At 45.3% G+C, this 13,554-nt stretch carries 13 protein-coding genes and 1 other annotated feature; of the genes, 9 read left to right on the forward strand and 4 right to left on the reverse strand.

Annotation, left to right across the window (positions count from 1 at the left end; genetic code table 11):
• The first annotated feature begins 715 nt into the window (after positions 1 to 715).
• The 3 genes from L4B77_RS03375 to L4B77_RS03385 all read left to right on the forward strand — a co-directional run bounded on the left by L4B77_RS03375 (position 716) and on the right by L4B77_RS03385 (position 5,541).
• Entirely contained in the window at positions 716 to 2,047 is a 1,332-nt protein-coding gene (locus L4B77_RS03375) for a cytochrome ubiquinol oxidase subunit I (RefSeq protein ID WP_429748477.1), read from the forward strand.
• A gap of 2 nt (positions 2,048 to 2,049) precedes the next feature.
• Complete coding sequence (locus L4B77_RS03380; RefSeq protein WP_429748479.1) at positions 2,050 to 3,042, forward strand: cytochrome d ubiquinol oxidase subunit II; 993 nt, start codon at positions 2,050 to 2,052, stop codon at positions 3,040 to 3,042.
• Between the two features lie 135 nt (positions 3,043 to 3,177).
• Positions 3,178 to 5,541 (forward strand): DNA polymerase II, encoded by a 2,364-nt coding sequence (locus tag L4B77_RS03385; protein ID WP_429748481.1) that lies wholly within the window; start codon positions 3,178 to 3,180, stop codon positions 5,539 to 5,541.
• Positions 5,542 to 5,633: 92 nt separating this feature from the next.
• Here L4B77_RS03385 and L4B77_RS03390 read toward each other — a convergent pair whose 3' ends face one another.
• Complete coding sequence (locus L4B77_RS03390) at positions 5,634 to 6,401, reverse strand: nucleotidyltransferase domain-containing protein (RefSeq protein WP_261837535.1); 768 nt, start codon at positions 6,399 to 6,401, stop codon at positions 5,634 to 5,636.
• Between the two features lie 137 nt (positions 6,402 to 6,538).
• Here L4B77_RS03390 and efpL point away from each other — a divergent pair, with 137 nt between their 5' ends.
• From efpL to L4B77_RS03405, 3 genes are all read left to right on the forward strand, one after another.
• Positions 6,539 to 7,108: an elongation factor P-like protein EfpL gene (gene efpL / locus L4B77_RS03395; RefSeq protein ID WP_429748484.1), complete on the forward strand. Its 570-nt coding sequence runs from the start codon at positions 6,539 to 6,541 to the stop codon at positions 7,106 to 7,108.
• 10 nt (positions 7,109 to 7,118) lie between these two features.
• The gene (locus tag L4B77_RS03400; RefSeq protein ID WP_261837537.1) at positions 7,119 to 7,448 is read left to right on the forward strand and encodes an HI1450 family dsDNA-mimic protein; all 330 of its coding nucleotides are present in this window, start codon (positions 7,119 to 7,121) and stop codon (positions 7,446 to 7,448) included.
• A gap of 89 nt (positions 7,449 to 7,537) precedes the next feature.
• Positions 7,538 to 8,029 carry an RNA methyltransferase gene (locus L4B77_RS03405; protein ID WP_261837538.1) on the forward strand — a complete coding sequence of 164 codons (492 nt, stop codon included), beginning with the start codon at positions 7,538 to 7,540 and terminating at the stop codon, positions 8,027 to 8,029.
• A 145-nt stretch (positions 8,030 to 8,174) separates the two neighbouring features.
• Here the strand turns inward: L4B77_RS03405 and rluB are convergent, their stop codons facing one another.
• The 3 genes from rluB to rnm all read right to left on the reverse strand — a co-directional run bounded on the left by rluB (position 8,175) and on the right by rnm (position 10,914).
• A complete protein-coding gene (gene rluB / locus L4B77_RS03410; protein WP_017055112.1) occupies positions 8,175 to 9,209 on the reverse strand; it encodes a 23S rRNA pseudouridine(2605) synthase RluB in 1,035 nt (344 codons plus the stop codon).
• A gap of 159 nt (positions 9,210 to 9,368) precedes the next feature.
• A complete protein-coding gene (locus L4B77_RS03415) occupies positions 9,369 to 9,989 on the reverse strand; it encodes an L-threonylcarbamoyladenylate synthase (RefSeq protein WP_429748491.1) in 621 nt (206 codons plus the stop codon).
• Positions 9,990 to 10,044: 55 nt separating this feature from the next.
• Entirely contained in the window at positions 10,045 to 10,914 is an 870-nt protein-coding gene (gene rnm, locus L4B77_RS03420; RefSeq protein WP_429748493.1) for an RNase RNM, read from the reverse strand.
• Positions 10,915 to 11,034: 120 nt separating this feature from the next.
• Between rnm and trpL2 the strand changes: the two genes are divergently transcribed.
• From trpL2 to L4B77_RS03435, 3 genes are all read left to right on the forward strand, one after another.
• On the forward strand, positions 11,035 to 11,160 hold the full coding sequence (gene trpL2 / locus L4B77_RS03425) for a tryptophan operon leader peptide (protein WP_009848753.1): 126 nt from the start codon (positions 11,035 to 11,037) through the stop codon (positions 11,158 to 11,160).
• Positions 11,107 to 11,221: a sequence feature (Trp leader region), on the forward strand. It overlaps the preceding gene by 54 nt.
• Positions 11,222 to 11,347: 126 nt before the next feature.
• Positions 11,348 to 12,955: an anthranilate synthase component 1 gene (locus L4B77_RS03430; RefSeq protein ID WP_429748498.1), complete on the forward strand. Its 1,608-nt coding sequence runs from the start codon at positions 11,348 to 11,350 to the stop codon at positions 12,953 to 12,955.
• Between the two features lie 2 nt (positions 12,956 to 12,957).
• Positions 12,958 to 13,548 (forward strand): aminodeoxychorismate/anthranilate synthase component II, encoded by a 591-nt coding sequence (locus L4B77_RS03435; protein WP_429748500.1) that lies wholly within the window; start codon positions 12,958 to 12,960, stop codon positions 13,546 to 13,548.
• Positions 13,549 to 13,554: the final 6 nt, after the last annotated feature.

The following is a 13,554-nucleotide window of genomic DNA, read 5'->3' on the forward strand; positions in this document are numbered from 1 at the left end:
TCACAGCATTGAGTACATCTTAACTTAATTAGTATAAAAAAGCTTTGTTGAATATGTGCTGAAACAAGAACTTTAGCAAGTACTTATTTATAAACAAGTCAACTAAAACAACAAGCTTTTCGTAAAAATCAAAGAGTTAAAACAGCGCACAATAAAATTACACAAGATAAAGATATTTTCAATACTATTGAATAGCCATTCATGACAATTTCGCTTTTTTGCTTATACCGTCCCGTTATGGGTCACCTTTGACGGCCGTAGGTTGGCTTTATACCGCCATTTTTCACATTCGAGGCCCAAGGTTGCACAGAGCAAACACCTCCCATCGCTTTAAGACGCTGCTATTTAGCTGAACTTTTGAGCTTCCTTTGTTAATGAAGTTCATTACCCTGATATGACTCTTAACACAGAGTAATTCAATCTGATTTTGTAATTTTATTTCACAAATAACGAATCCATAACAAGAATATTCCGAACCGTCTCATCTCAAACTAATACAGGTAATATTTACTTTCAAAATCTAACACTTAAAAACACGGTAAGACATATCGAGACAATTTATCGCGCTCATTTTTTCACTTAAATTGATATAAATCATGGCCACTGTGGACTTGAATGACCTTTCTTTTTAGCAAACCAATCCAAACCACGGAATATTTCGTAATAAGTTTACATAAACTCTATTTACAACATAGCCAACTATTGAGGAACCACGATGTTAGACACCCTCATGCTGTCTCGAATTCAGTTCGCGGCCAATATCAGCTTTCACATTCTTTTTCCTACCATCACGATAGCCCTAGCTTGGATTTTGGTGTTCTTCAAATGGCGCTATAACCGCACACAAGAGACGGTATGGTTAGACCTTTATTATTTCTGGGTCAAGATCTTCGCATTAACTTTTGCTTTAGGCGTTGTATCGGGTATCACCATGAGCTTTCAGTTTGGAACGAACTGGCCAGGCTTTATGGAAAAAGTCGGTAACGTGGCAGGGCCTCTTTTAGGTTATGAAGTGATGACGGCGTTCTTTATGGAAGCGACCTTTCTTGGCGTCATGCTATTTGGACGAGGACGCGTACCGGAATGGTTCCATACATTAGCCACGGTTTTAGTCGCCTTCGGAACCAGTATGTCCGCATTTTGGATTTTGGTGCTTAATAGCTGGATGCATACCCCAAGTGGCTATGAGTTAATCGGAGGCATTGTTCACGTGACCAGTTGGAAAGAGGTCATTTTGAACCCTTCACTGCCTTACCGGCTCGCCCATACATTATTGGCATCAGCATTAACGGCAAGCTTTCTGATTGCGGGAATATCGGCTTACCAGGTAATCAAACGGCCCACTCATCGTTCAGCTAAACTCGGTTTAAAGGTCGCTCTCCTGACTGCCGCTGGCTTCATCCCTATACAAATTTTTATCGGTGATTTACATGGTTTGAATACCTTAAAACATCAGCCGGCTAAAGTGGCCGCGATGGAAGGAGTTTGGGACACTCAAAAAGGCGCTCCACTACTGCTATTCGCAGTCCCAAACGAAAAAACACGCAGCAATGATTTGGAATTAGGGATCCCTAAACTCGCGAGCCTGATCTTAACGCATGAACTGGATGGCGAAATTGTTGGCCTTAATGAATTTGCCCCAGACCATCCTCCCGTAAAACCCTTGTTTTTTGGTTTCAGAGTGATGGTTGGCGTTGGTGTTGTCATGCTAGTGGTCAGTTGGTTTGGAACGGCAAGGTTAGCTCGTAAACAATCACTACCGAAACCTTTTCTATATGTCGTATTCGCGATGACCTTTTCCGGTTGGGTCGCGACATTAGCGGGCTGGTATGTGACTGAAATTGGCAGACAGCCTTGGCTCGTAAGTGGTGTGTTAAGAACGTCGGAAGCCGTTACTACTGTCGCCAGTAGCAGTGTAATGATATCCCTGACCATGTATTTAGCTATCTACGCCACCTTGTTAGTGGCCTACATTCACACCCTGTTCTATTTAGCACGCAAAGATATTGGCGCGCATCAAGTAACACAGACAAAACACGAGGTTTAACCATGCTTGATTATCTACCCGAAATATATCTCCTGTTACTTGGGTTTACTGTCTTTATGTATGCCATTTTAGACGGCTACGACCTGGGTGTTGGCGTACTGCTGCCGAGAGATAATGAAGCTCAACGCGATAGGATGATTGCCTCGATTGGCCCTTTTTGGGACGCCAATGAGACTTGGTTAGTACTGGCGGTCGGTATTTTGTTGATCGCCTTTCCTACCGCTCACAGCTTGATTCTGACTGAACTCTATATGCCGACAGCAATCATGCTTATCGCTTTGATTATGCGAGGTGTTGCGTTCGATTTTCGCGCTAAAGCGAACACCGATCACAAGCCTCGTTGGGACTGGTGCTTTAAAATAGGATCTTTAGTAACGGCTTTGACACAAGGTTACATGATCGGCCGCTACATTATGGGCTTTGAACAGAGCAATCAAGCGTTTGGCTTCGCCTGGTTAAGCGCTCTCTGTGTCACCGCAGCGTACGTTTACATTGGTGGTGCTTGGCTGGTGTTAAAAACCGAAGGTGAATTACAAGCCCGATCTGCGCGCTGGTCACGGAGAGCCGGCTGGTTGGCCGCATTGGGGATTTTAGCTGTCAGCATTGTCAACCCCATCGTAAATCAACAAGTGGCACAGCGTTGGTTTAGCTTTCCAGAGATCTTACTGCTCACTCCGATTCCGTTAGTAGTACTGGCAACGATCTTTTTAGTTGATCGTTATTTACGTCAGGTTCCTGTGGTGGATGACCTTGGCGCACGTTGGCCATTTTTTGGCGTAACAGTGATTTTTGCACTGAGCTTTTTAGGCCTTGCTTACAGCTTTTTTCCAGAAGTCGTTCCGGGGATCATGACAGCACAAGCCGCCGCCTCTTCGCCTGCAACACTTATCATTGTGGGTTATGGCGTGATGATAGTGATGCCGATGATTTTGCTGTATACCTTTGTCGTGTATCGTATCTTTAAAGGCAAAGCGACTGAATTAAGCTATAAGTAAACCGAATCCAACGCACCGCTCCATGGGTGGTGCGTTAACCATTCAATGGCGAATTCAAACACAACGCGCAACCGAGTGTGCGAAAAAGCACACCAAGTGGTAGAATTCGGCTCCCCTGATCAATAGGTTACCACATTGGATATTCAGCAAGGCTTTGTGCTCACAAGACAATCGAGAGATTTTTCAGGGCGTACACAAATCGATTTATGGCTCAGTACCCCTCAAGGTCCCACTCTACTGAGTATCCAAGATGAGAAACCGGTATTTTTTATCGCTCAATCTGATGTACAAGCCTGTCAAGCCATTGCAGAAAAGGAAGCGATTGACTGTCAATTTAAATCTTTAGAACTTGTCACTTTTGAGCAGACGCCTCTGGCCGCGTGCTACACTTCTCTGTCGAGAAGTAGCTTTGGTTTAGCGCAAGCCTTTCACAATCAAGAAATCCAAACCTTTGAAAGCGATATTCGACTCGCCGATCGATTTTTAATGGAACGTTTTATCAAGGGCAGTATTGAGTTCACTGGTTCTGCTGTACAAAAAAATCAGCATCGTCGAGTCTCAAAGGTAAAATGCCGAGCGGGTGACTACCTACCCTATCTATCAGTGGTCTCGCTTGATATTGAGTGTTCAGAAAAAGGCGTGCTTTATTCAATTGGCCTAGACAGCCCGATGGATAGCCGAGTGATCATGGTCGGCGAAGCACAACCCGCTGAAACGAATATCCAATGGGTTGCCAACGAGAAAGCGCTACTCGAAGCTATGATAGCTTGGTTCTCTGAATTTGATCCTGACATCATCATTGGTTGGAACGTTATCGACTTCGATTTTAGGCTGCTGCACAAACGTTCAGACTGGAACGAAGTAAAGCTCAACATCGGCAGAGACAACCAACCGAGCTTTTTCCGCAGTTCCGCGCAAAATCAGCAAGGCTTTATCACCATTCCAGGGCGCGTTGTCTTGGATGGTATCGATATGCTCAAGACTGCGACCTACCACTTCCGTTCTTGGTCACTTGAATCGGTATCGCAAGAACTGCTTGGTGAAGGCAAAGACATCCATAACGTGCACGACCGTATGGATGAGATAAACCGAATGTTTAAGTTCGACAAACCTTCACTCGCTAAGTACAACCTTCAAGATTGTGTGCTAGTCAACCGCATCTTCGAGCACACTCATCTACTCGACTTCGCGATTGAGCGCTCTCGATTAACCGGTGTCGAGCTGGATCGGGTTGGTGGCTCTGTTGCAGCCTTTACGAACTTATATCTGCCCCAAATCCACAGAGCGGGTTATGTCGCACCGAACTTAGAGCCGGAGAATTGGATGGCGAGCCCCGGCGGTTATGTGATGGATTCGATTCCCAACTTATACGACTCGGTGTTGGTACTCGACTTTAAGAGCCTGTACCCATCAATCATTCGCTCGTTTCTCATAGACCCTATGGGACTCATTGAAGGCTTAAAGTTGGAACTGGGGCCAGCAGACAACCAAGCCGTTGAAGGATTTCGAGGGGGGCAGTTTCACCGCACTAAACACTTCTTACCAGAGATGATTGAAAATCTATGGGCTGCACGAGATGTGGCGAAGAAGAACAACGAGAAGGCGTTCTCTCAGGCGATTAAGATCATCATGAACTCATTCTATGGTGTGTTAGGTTCGTCTGGCTGTCGTTTCTTTGATACCCGATTGGCGTCTTCGATTACCATGCGCGGGCATGAGATCATGAAGCAAACCAAGGTTCTGATAGAAGATAAAGGTTATCAAGTGATTTACGGCGACACCGATTCAACCTTTGTGTCTCTGAACGGCCGTTATGACCAGCAAAAAGCTGATAAGATCGGGAATGAACTGGTCGCTTACATCAACGATTGGTGGACGAATCACTTAAAAGAGGCCCACAACTTAACTTCTATCCTCGAATTGGAATATGAGACTCACTATCGCAAATTTCTCATGCCGACGATTAGAGGTTCAGAAACAGGTTCAAAGAAACGTTATGCGGGATTAATCAATCAAGGTGACCAAGAGAAGATCATCTTTAAAGGGCTTGAGAGTGCACGCACCGATTGGACCCCTCTCGCCCAGCAATTCCAACAAACCTTGTATGAGATGGTTTTTCACGACCAAGATCCTAGTGATTACGTTAGACGGTTTGTTGATGAAACCTCTGCAGGCAAACATGATGATTTATTGGTGTACCAAAAGCGCTTACGCCGCAAATTACACGAATACCAAAAGAACATTCCGCCGCAGGTTCGCGCAGCTCGTATGGCCGACGAGATAAATACTCAGTTAGGACGCCCTCTTCAATACCAAAACAAAGGACGTATTGAGTATTTGATTACTCTGAGTGGTCCTGAGCCCAAGGAGTATTTAAAGAGTGGTATCGATTATCAGCACTATATCGACAAGCAGATCAAACCGGTCGCAGAGGCAATCCTACCCTTCATCGGTTTAGATTTTGAAAGAGTCAGTGGGCAGCAGTTGGGGCTGTTCTAACACTTTACTCAATATACTCATTAAACAAAAAAGCAGAGACATGCTCCTCCGCACGCTCTGCTTTTTAGTATCAATTGATCGGTTATCAATCTCTATCCGATTCTGAACTCGGTTTTCTGGTACTGCTTAACCAACCATTCGCCAAATCCATCCAGAATGCCAATCACTGAACGTTTAGGAATGGGACGACCTGAAAGTAAAATGCCCAGCCTTTGGATTTCGACTTCTCTGTCCGGGTGATATTTCAAGAACTGCTGACCACATTCGACCGGATCATCAAACCAATATTTATCACGGTACATCACCAACGAGTAGCTCGCTCGCAAAAGCTTCTTAGCGATAATCACCTGTGCAGCGACCTGCTGTTCTGGCGTTGTGGCTCGTGCAATTTTGTTGCGATACACGGCTAACCAGTTTTCCACATCCATATTCCAATGCTTAGCGATTTCCCAACTAGTTTCAAAATCACCATAGCAATCCGATAAGTCTTCACCATATACACACACGGCTAAATGCTTGAGCATAAACCCCCAAGTAAAGATGTTGTCAAAATCGACTATCTCACTCACCAATGTCGTTTTTATTGCAACCTGAGTTACCTGCGGAAAGCTCTTTTGAAAGCGCCACTTAATGGTGTTCAATAATGTGGTGCGTTGGTCGGGGAAAGGACGATGAGTCACCACAATCACATCAAGATTAGAACGAGCGACCACAGCTTGCTTACGTGCCACGCTGCCATAGATATAGACACTGTGCAAATTAGAGCCTAACCCCCCCTTCAAAAAGGTGATCAGATCGTTAACTACAGGTTGAAATTCAGATTGAAAAGGCTGCGTTGGGTCAATAATAGGTAACTGCATAGGTCGTTTCGGTAAATAAAATAATGATTTAACTATAACGCTATGATCGCCTAGGTGACTTTATGATTCAAGCTATTCCTATTTATAGCATCTCCGAGATATAATCAGCGGATAGACCCACTAAGGACAAACACAAAATGCCTAGAGCAAGTGAAATTAAAAAAGGTTTTGCGATCGACGTTGATGGTAAAACAATACTCGTTAAAGATATCGAAGTAACAACACCAGGTGGCCGTGGCGGTCAAAAGATTTACCGTTTCCGTGGTAGCGATGTCGCCACTGGCGTTAAAACAGAAGTTCGCCACAAGGCTGACGAGATCGTTGAAACGATTGAAGTCACTAAGCGCGCTGTCATGTTCTCTTACGTCGATGGCAACGAGTACATCTTTATGGACAACGAAGACTACACACAGTTTATCTTCAACGGTGAAACGATCGAAGACGAACTGCTGTTCATCAACGAAGAGACCCAAGGTGTGTACGCAATTCTTATCGATGGTAACGCGGCAACTCTTGAGCTTCCTTCTTCTGTTGAACTTGTTATCGAAGAAACTGACCCTTCAATCAAAGGTGCATCAGCGTCTGCTCGTACTAAGCCAGCTCGTCTGTCTACAGGCCTTACTGTTCAAGTTCCTGAGTACATCGCAACTGGCGACAAAGTTGTTGTGAACACAGCTGAACGTAAATACATGAACCGCGCAAGCTAAGATATTGATTATGACCGAAGCTAACAACCTAATCTCTTACGACGATGCTATTGATACTGCATACGACATCTTTCTAGAGATGGCGCCTGATAACCTTGAACCTGCAGACGTAATCTTATTTACGGCTCAGTTTGAAGATCGTGGCGCAGCAGAACTTGTTGAAACTGGTGACGATTGGGTTGAACATGTTGGCTTTGACGTCGACAAAACGATCTACGCTGAAGTACGCATTGGTCTTGTCAATGAAGCTGACGATGTCTTAGATGACGTATTCGCTCGTCTGCTGATCAGCCGAGACCCTGAACATAAGTTCTGTCACATGTTGTGGAAACGCGACTAGGCTCTTCTCAAACCAGCTCAGACTACTGAGCTGGTTTTTTTACGACTTGATAGCCTCATCACTTTACCAAACAGTAACTCTACAAAATTATGACCAAAGCAAAAACCGATACCTTATCCAAGGGCTATGCCTGTGTTGGATTAGTCAATCCCAAAACGCCTGAAAATGTTGGCTCAGTAATGCGCGCGGCTGGTTGCTACGGAGTAAACTCTGTATTTTATACGGGTACCCGTTATGATCACGCTCGACAGTTCCATACCGACACCAAAGAAAAGCACCTTGAATTACCATTAATCGGTGTGGAAGACTTGAAAGATATTATTCCGGTTGGCTGTGTACCTATTGCCGTTGACTTGATAGAAGGTGCGAAACCACTGCCTGATTATAAGCACCCACCACGTGCTTTTTATATCTTTGGCCCAGAAGATGGGACGTTGAAAAAAGAGATCACAGATTTCTGTCGTGAAACCATCTACGTCCCAACCAATGGTTGCATGAACCTTGCAGCGGCGGTCAATGTTATTCTGTACGACCGAATGGCAAAAGGTGATAACTTCTCTAATCATTTGAAAGTGACCTAACCTACTCGTTAGGCACTTCCATATGATGTGAATAACACCATACTCTAGATAGAAAAAAACCTGCTCAATCAGCAGGTTTTTTAGTATTCAGTGCTTTTAGCTAATCAAGCTTTAAGCTTAAGAACTGTAGCAACTACTGGCATAATTACTGACGTGTTCTTGGCTTAGCCGGTTTAGCTGGACGACCGTTGTTCAGTTTAGGCTTGCTTTTGTTAGCCTGAGGTTTGCCTTTGTTTGCAGCTGGAGCGCTACGACCTGAATCCGGTGTTGTCGTACCGCGAGTTGCAGGCTTCTTGCGTTTAGTTTGGTTGCTACGGCCTTTTGGTGCGTTTGCGCGCTCTTCGTGACGCTTAACAGCACGACGAATTTTTTGGCTACGAGAACGCTCACGCTTACGAGAAGTGTTTGAAGGATCAAGATCCAACAGTGTCTCTTTCTCAGGCTTAAGCTCAACAAGCTCACGCAGGTAGTTAACTTCTTGTAGATCGAGCTCTTTCCAACCGCCACGAGGCAGTTTCTTATCAAGGTAGATATCACCGTAACGGACACGTTTCAGGCGACTTACTGTCGTTTCTTGAGATTCCCAAAGACGACGAACCTCACGGTTACGACCTTCGTTAATCGCTACGTAGAAAGTATGGTTCATACCTTCGCCACCAGCGTAAACCACATCTTCGAAGCGCGCCATGCCGTCTTCCAGTTGCACACCGCGAGTAACGTTTTTAACTTTCTGCTCAGTCACTTCGCCGAATACACGTACCAAGTACTCACGCTCAACCTGACGGCTTGGGTGCATTAGACGGTTTGCAAGCTCACCATCAGTCGTGAACAGCAAAAGGCCTGATGTGTTTGCATCAAGACGACCCACTGAAATCCAACGAGAACCACGGATCTTAGGTAGACGATCGAAAACAGTACGGCGACCTTCAGGATCGTGGCGAGTACACAGCTCACCTTCAGGTTTGTAGTAAGCAAGCACACGACAAACCACTTCTTCAGAAGCCTTGCCTGAAACAGTGTGGCCATCGATACGGATCACTGAGTTCTCGTCTTCAAGACGCTCGCCCAGTTTCGCAACTTGACCGTTAACACTTACACGACCAGATTTGATCAAACCTTCTAGTTCACGGCGAGAACCGTGACCAGCTCGCGCTAGAACCTTCTGTAATTTTTCGCTCATTTACTCTTTTCTACCTAATTGTCGTCTTCACAGACGTCGAATGAATTTTTCGCGACCAAATCGCGGTCGCGTATTATGGCAAAAAAACCACCCAAAAGCACTTGTTATTTACCGTGGCAGGTTTGCTGTATCGTTACAGACTGTTAATCAATAAAGCGATTATTCAAACGGTGTTGGATCGCCCGCACCATGACGTAAAACCACGGCATCATCATCACTGAAATCAATAACCGTTGTCGGTTGTTCACCTAAATAGCCACCATTAAAAATGACGTCAACCGCATGCTCTAGGCTGTCACGAATTTCTTCTGGATCCGACTCAGTCGTCTCGTTACCCGGAAGAATCAGTGATGTCGACATCAATGGCTCACCCATCGCTTCCAACAGGTCAAGTGCAATTTTGTTGTCTGGGACACGAATACCAATCGTTTTACGCTTGGCGTTCATTAAACGCTTTGGCACTTCTTTGGTTGCTTTAAAGATAAACGTGTAAGCACCGGGTGTGTGTGCCTTCAGCAGACGGAAAGCGACGTTATCAACGCGTGCATACAGTGATAATTCAGAAAGATCACGACATAATAACGTGAAGTTGTGCTTGTCATCGATGCGACGGATTTTACAGATGCGTTCAAGTGCTTGTTTATTTTCAAGTTGACAGCCCAGCGCATAACCGGAATCTGTTGGATAAACCACAACGCCGCCGTTACGAATAATTGCAACCGCTTGAGTAATTAAGCGTGCTTGTGGGTTATCTGGGTGTACATAAAAAAACTGGCTCATTGTTGATCCTCGTTATCGAATCTCTCGACTCTATCATCAGAAGGAGTTGGTTCACCTAAATACTGTCATCGGTATCAGTTGGTAAAACCGTTTGAAACTCCCAATCTTTCCATACTTCTTCGACCCCAGAAGGTAGCCAGAGATTACGTCCAAGTTCCATCCACGGAGATGGGTAATGGAAATCACTGCCTTGGGAGGCTAATAGTTTGTATTGTATAGCATAATCCGCGAGTGTGCGTCTTTCTTGTTGCGCTTGTTGAGGTTGAGCGACTTCCATCGCATCCCCTTTCGCTTCAACAAATGCGGCTAGTAGGCGCTTAATCCACTTGGCAGTTAGGCCGTATCGCCCAGGATGAGCGAGTACGGCTTGACCACCAGCGGCATGAATGGCGGTGACAGCATCACTCATCGAACACCACGTTGGCGGCACATAGCCTGGATTATTGCGAGTAAGAAACTTTTTAAACACTTGCTGCAAGGTTTTCGCGTAGCCGTTATCGACTAACCACTTAGCAAAGTGAGCACGAGTAATAGGCGCATCACCCGCAATCAATTTAACTTCTTCTAGCACCCCTTCACGCGTCACTTTCTCAAGACGTTGAGCAATCATCTCAGCACGTCCAATACGGTGTTGCTTCTGTTGCTCAATGAGCGCTTTAAGCTCGGGTGACTCAGGATCAACGTTTAACCCAACAATATGGATATCTTTGTTTTGCCAAACAGTCGAAATCTCAATGCCGTTGATCAGCTGGATGGGAAGATGGTTATCAGCAATATAGGTGCGTGCTTCAGCAAGCCCATCCGTCGTGTCATGATCTGTAATCGCTAGCGCTTCGATGTTAAAGCCAAGCGCTCGGTCAATTAGCTCAGGTGGAGTAAGTCGGCCATCTGAGGCTGTTGTATGACTATGTAGATCAATTCTCATATATTCTTTTTCATTGTTTTCAATTTTTATCGTTATATTTGTGTCAACACACTTGACCCGCAAGCGGAAAACTAGTTAACTAGTACACAAATACGAAGTATCACATTTGATAGGTTCACCATGTTACAAGAATTTAACCAAAACCATAAAGATAAAGTTTTAGAACTTTCTTCAGTAGAAGCAAGTTCAGAGCTTAATTGGTGGCGCACTTGGACAAGTTCTTGGTGGGCTAACGTGTACTTCTAGTTAAACAGTTTGTTTATAAAAAAGTCATTACTAAGCCCGCTTTCAAAGCGGGCTTTTTTAATTTGTCGAACATCTCACATTCAACTGGCGAACAAATCAACGAATTGACCACATTCTAGATTGGGTGAACAGTCTCTTTATGCGACTATGTGCGACAGGAAATTTAAAGAATCATAAAGGAGGTCTTGTGAACAAGGCCATTGAAATCAAAAAGCTGGGAACTATTGAGGTTATCAATACTTCCGTTCCTTACTCGCAAGATCCGACCCGTGTTTTTCATAGTTTGTGTGAAAACAAAACGGATAGCTTGCTGTTGGAGTCCGCTGAGATTGAATCCAAGCAGAACCTGACAAGCCTACTCCTTATCGACTCTGCTGTTCGCATCGTATGTCGCGGACATGAAGTCACCTTTCAAGCATTGACTGAAAACGGCCAAGCGCTTATCGAACATCTCACTCAAAACGTGAAAGCAGAAATTCCATCTGATCTTACTGATAACGTTTTGACGCTGACTTTTGTCGAACCAAGCAACGAATTAGATGAAGACTCACGTTTAAAAGAAGCCTCTTCTTTCGATGCGCTGCGTTTGGTTCAACACAGTTTTGAACAAGATGCTAATAATAAGCACGCGTTATTCATGGCAGGCTTATTCGCTTACGACATCGTGGCGAATTTTGAACCGCTAGGAGATGCCCAAGCAACCAATAATTGTCCTGATTTTGTTTTCTACGTCGCTGAAACACTCTTGCGTTTCGATCACCAAGCGAACGAAGGCCTGCTTCATGCGAGCGTGTTCACTCCCGATGACAGTATCAAAGTGCAATTAACGGAGCGTCTAGCGGACATTCAAACACAGTGTCAATCACTGAAAGTTATCACAGAAGTTACGCCGCTCGACAACGTTGAAGCGGTACCCAGCGTTTCAGACGAAGACTTCTGCCAAACGGTTCGTGACTTAAAAGAGTATGTCGTTAAAGGTGATGTATTCCAAGTGGTACCTTCACGCCGCTTCACTCTACCTTGCCCTGCGCCACTGGCGGCTTATAAAGAACTCAAACAAAGTAACCCAAGCCCTTACATGTTCTACATGCAAGATGAGCTGTTTACTCTGTTCGGAGCTTCGCCAGAAAGTGCACTGAAATACGAAACTGAAACCAACCAAATTGAGATCTACCCAATTGCGGGTACTCGCCCTCGTGGTAAGCGCCCAAATGGCCAAATCGATTTTGACCTAGATAGCCGCATCGAGCTTGAACTGCGTACCGATAAGAAAGAAAACGCGGAACATATGATGCTCGTCGACCTCGCGCGTAACGATGTGGCACGTATTGCCGAAGCAGGTACTCGCCACGTTGCTGACTTACTGAAAGTTGACCGCTACAGCCATGTAATGCACTTAGTTTCTCGTGTTGTTGGTCAGCTGCGTGAAGATTTGGACGCCCTGCACGCTTATCAAGCTTGTATGAACATGGGCACGCTAACGGGCGCACCAAAAATCCGTGCAATGCAGCTTATTCGTGATGTAGAAAAAACACGTCGTGGTAGCTACGGTGGTGCCGTCGGTTATCTAACCGGTGAAGGGACTCTGGATACGTGTATCGTGATTCGCTCAGCTTACGTTGAAAATGGTGTGGCCCAAGTTCAAGCCGGCGCTGGTGTGGTATTCGACTCCGACCCACAAGCAGAAGCCGATGAAACTCGCGGCAAGGCACAAGCGGTCATCTCTGCGATTCAAGCCGCTCACACTAAGAGCTCTGCTACAAATCAACACTCATCAAATAAGAAGGAGTCGTAATCATGGCTGATATTGTATTCATCGATAACTTCGACTCGTTCACTTACAACCTTGTAGACCAATTCCGCTCATTGGGTCACAGTGTAAAGATTTACCGTAACAACATCTCTGCCAAGGTAGTGGAAGCCGCGATCAACGAACTCGACAACCCGGTAGCCCTGCTTTCACCTGGCCCAGGAGCTCCAGCGGATGCGGGCTGCATGCCAGAGCTGATTCAACGGCTCAAAGGCAAAGTACCAATGATTGGTATCTGCTTAGGCCACCAAGCGATCGTTGAAGCCTACGGCGGCACCGTTGCAGGCGCTGGCGAAATCATTCATGGTAAGGTGTCGATGATGGAACACCAAAATCATGCGACTTACCAAGGCTTACCTTCACCACTGGCTATTGCTCGTTACCACTCATTGGTTGCCACGCATGTATCCGATAGTCTGACGGTGACCGCTGAAGTCGATGGTTTGGTGATGTCTGTGGTTCAAGAACAAGACAAGGTTTGTGGATTCCAATTCCACCCTGAATCAATTATGACGACCTACGGTGCAACGCTTCTAGCGAATGCTATCGAATGGGCTCTTGAGAAAAAGACGATATAGGAAACG

Origin of the sequence: Vibrio minamisatsumaniensis (assembly GCF_050337445.1) — a bacterium.
GTDB classification, from domain to species: domain Bacteria; phylum Pseudomonadota; class Gammaproteobacteria; order Enterobacterales; family Vibrionaceae; genus Vibrio; species Vibrio artabrorum.

Coding starts and splice junctions, on each gene's coding strand:
- L4B77_RS03415 (WP_429748491.1), bottom strand. CDS start 9,989: ATGAGCCAGTTTTTTTATGTACACCCAGATAACCCACAAGCACGCTTA.
- L4B77_RS03435 (WP_429748500.1), top strand. CDS start 12,958: ATGGCTGATATTGTATTCATCGATAACTTCGACTCGTTCACTTACAAC.
- L4B77_RS03405 (WP_261837538.1), top strand. CDS start 7,538: ATGACCAAAGCAAAAACCGATACCTTATCCAAGGGCTATGCCTGTGTT.
- rluB (WP_017055112.1), bottom strand. CDS start 9,209: ATGAGCGAAAAATTACAGAAGGTTCTAGCGCGAGCTGGTCACGGTTCT.
- L4B77_RS03400 (WP_261837537.1), top strand. CDS start 7,119: ATGACCGAAGCTAACAACCTAATCTCTTACGACGATGCTATTGATACT.
- efpL (WP_429748484.1), top strand. CDS start 6,539: ATGCCTAGAGCAAGTGAAATTAAAAAAGGTTTTGCGATCGACGTTGAT.
- L4B77_RS03380 (WP_429748479.1), top strand. CDS start 2,050: ATGCTTGATTATCTACCCGAAATATATCTCCTGTTACTTGGGTTTACT.
- L4B77_RS03390 (WP_261837535.1), bottom strand. CDS start 6,401: ATGCAGTTACCTATTATTGACCCAACGCAGCCTTTTCAATCTGAATTT.
- trpL2 (WP_009848753.1), top strand. CDS start 11,035: ATGTTACAAGAATTTAACCAAAACCATAAAGATAAAGTTTTAGAACTT.
- rnm (WP_429748493.1), bottom strand. CDS start 10,914: ATGAGAATTGATCTACATAGTCATACAACAGCCTCAGATGGCCGACTT.
- L4B77_RS03375 (WP_429748477.1), top strand. CDS start 716: ATGTTAGACACCCTCATGCTGTCTCGAATTCAGTTCGCGGCCAATATC.